The sequence below is a fragment of the Mesorhizobium sp. M7A.F.Ca.CA.002.05.1.1 genome, assembly GCF_003998335.1.
Taxonomy (GTDB): Bacteria; Pseudomonadota; Alphaproteobacteria; order Rhizobiales; family Rhizobiaceae; genus Mesorhizobium.
Genome location: NZ_RZQI01000915.1, coordinates 1 through 2,328 on the forward strand (window position 1 = coordinate 1; position 2,328 = coordinate 2,328).

Genomic DNA, 2,328 nt, shown 5'->3' on the forward strand with positions numbered 1-2,328 from the left:
ATCCGATGGTCCTGCTTGTGATGGAGCGCGATCGTGTGCGCCCCGAACAGGTGCGCATGCTGCTCGAACGGGCTCGCCGGCCTTCGACCGATGAGCCCGAAGTGCCGCCGGCGCATGTGATCGCCAGGACATGCCAGAAACTCTGGCTCTGCCCGTAGTCGCTTTGCGATTTTCGCTGTGTATCTCAAGCCGGCTCCAAGGTGGGCCGGTTTCGAACGGCGTGCACTTCGGCACGCCAGCTTACAAATCCGTAAATTGATTATCCGGCCCATGACGATAAGGCTTGCCCGGGATTGACCGATGGTCGGTCCACGCAACTCCGATCTCTCATGCACGGAATTCGATTTTGGCCGATATCTGCACACAAGGCCTGGATACGGGCTTCGTCGGCCTGGGGTTCGCCAAGGTGGCGTTCCTCGGCGTGGTGCAAGGCATCACCGAACTGTTGCCGATTTCCTCGACCGCCCATATGCGCATCGTGCCGGCCGTGCTCGGCTGGCAGGATCCTGGCTCCGCCTTCTCCGCCGCCATGCAACTCGCGGCTCTTGCCGCGGTGGTCAGCTATTTCTGGAGTGATGTCAGGAATATCCTGTTTGGTTCTTTCAACGCTCTGGCGCGACGCGATTTCGCCGACCGGCATTTCAAGCTGGCGCTCTGGATCGTGCTGGCGACGATCCCGATCGTCATCGCCGGCGTGGCGCTGTCTGGCGTGCTCAACGCCTGCAATTCGCCGCTACGCAGCCTGACGGTGATCGGCTGGGCCTGCATCGCAATGGCGATCCTGCTGGCGCTGGCCGAGATCTTTGCTCGTCACCGGCGCAGCATGGGGGGTGCGTCGCTGACCGATGCGCTGCTCGTCGGTGTTGCCCAGATCGGCGCACTTGTCCCCGGCGTGTCGCGCTCGGGCTCGACCCTGACGGCGGCATTGGGGCTCGGCTTCAAGCGGGCCGAGGCGGCGCGCTTCTCATTCCTGCTCGGGCTGCCTGCCATCGCGCTCGCCGGCCTCAAGGAACTCTGGGAACTGCACAAGGTCCATCTCGACGCCCATGGCTGGTCGGTGCTTGCTGTCGGGCTGGTCGTTGCGTCGATCTCCGCCTTCTTCGCCATATGGGGGCTGATGCACGTGCTGGAGCGTTTCTCGGCCTGGCCGTTCGTCATCTATCGCGGCCTGCTCGGCATCGTCTTGTTGTTGAGCGTCGCCATGGGATGGCTTGCCTAAGTCCAGAGCCTTTCACAGTCTCGCTTGAAACAGGTTATATCCGTACCGGACCTCGAACTTCGATTCCGGTAAGCGCATGGATTTCCTGACCCTCCTGCAATCATTGCCGTTGCTGCTGGCATTGGCCAAGGGCGCACTGCCGTCGGTGGCGGCATTTGGCATGGGATTTGGCCAGTGGACCGCTTCACTGCCGCCATGCCGGGACTTCACCTTCGAGGCGACCAGCTATCTCGTTTGCGAGGTCGATCCAAAACGATATCAGCTCGAGCTGTTCTGGAAGGATGCGGCGGGCAAGCCGTTTCAGTCGCTGCACAATCTGCATGCCACGCAACAGGCGGCAGGGCGCACCATGCTGTTCGGCATCAATGCCGGTATGTATCACCCGAACCTCGCGCCGGTCGGCCTCTATGTCGAGCGTGGCCAGGAGATGGCCTCGGTGAAAACGGGATCGGGAAGCGGCAATTTTTCCCTGCAGCCGAACGGCATTTTCTACATGCGCGACGGCAAGGCCGCGGTCCGCGCCACCAGGGATTTCGTGAAAAGGCGCCCGACCGTCGACTATGCGACGCAATCGGGGCCGATGCTGGTGATCGACGGCAAGCTGCATCCAAAATTCCAGGCTGACGGCACTTCGCGGAAAACCCGAGACGGTGTCGGGGTGCGAAAGGACGGCGTCGCGGTTTTTGCGATTTCGAACGGCATGGTGACCTTCCATGCCTTCGCCCGTCTGTTCCGCGATGCGCTCGGCTGCGACAACGCGCTCTTCCTCGACGGCACGATATCAAGCTTGTTTGCGCCTGCCATCGGCCGCAAAGACGACTATTGGAATCTCGGGCCGATGATCGGCGTTTTCAAAAAATCCTAGCCGGTTTCCATCGCGCTTGCCGCACGCGGTATGGGCGAAAAAAACTTGATTCAAACTTTATTGGTAATTTCTCATTCATAACTGATCTGGTTTGTCCGTCGGCTGTCGTTTTGCCCTCGGTCTGTTGTGTTTTGAGTACAGGTCCAGATGCGGATTCCGGGCGTCGTCAGTTTTTTGATCGCATCGCTATGCCTTGCCGGCTGCTCGTCGACGGCCGGCGTCGACGCGCTGGATTTGCAGAAAC

The 2,328-nt window shown here is 60.7% G+C and carries 2 protein-coding genes; both read left to right on the forward strand.

Translation table 11 applies throughout. From position 1 onward, the window contains the following. Positions 1 to 346: 346 nt before the first annotated feature. Positions 347 to 1,219 (forward strand): undecaprenyl-diphosphate phosphatase, encoded by an 873-nt coding sequence (locus EN939_RS30460; RefSeq protein WP_127269867.1) that lies wholly within the window; start codon positions 347 to 349, stop codon positions 1,217 to 1,219. 76 nt (positions 1,220 to 1,295) lie between these two features. Continuing rightward, entirely contained in the window at positions 1,296 to 2,084 is a 789-nt protein-coding gene (locus tag EN939_RS30465) for a phosphodiester glycosidase family protein (RefSeq protein WP_127269865.1), read from the forward strand. The last annotated feature ends 244 nt before the right edge of the window (positions 2,085 to 2,328 follow it).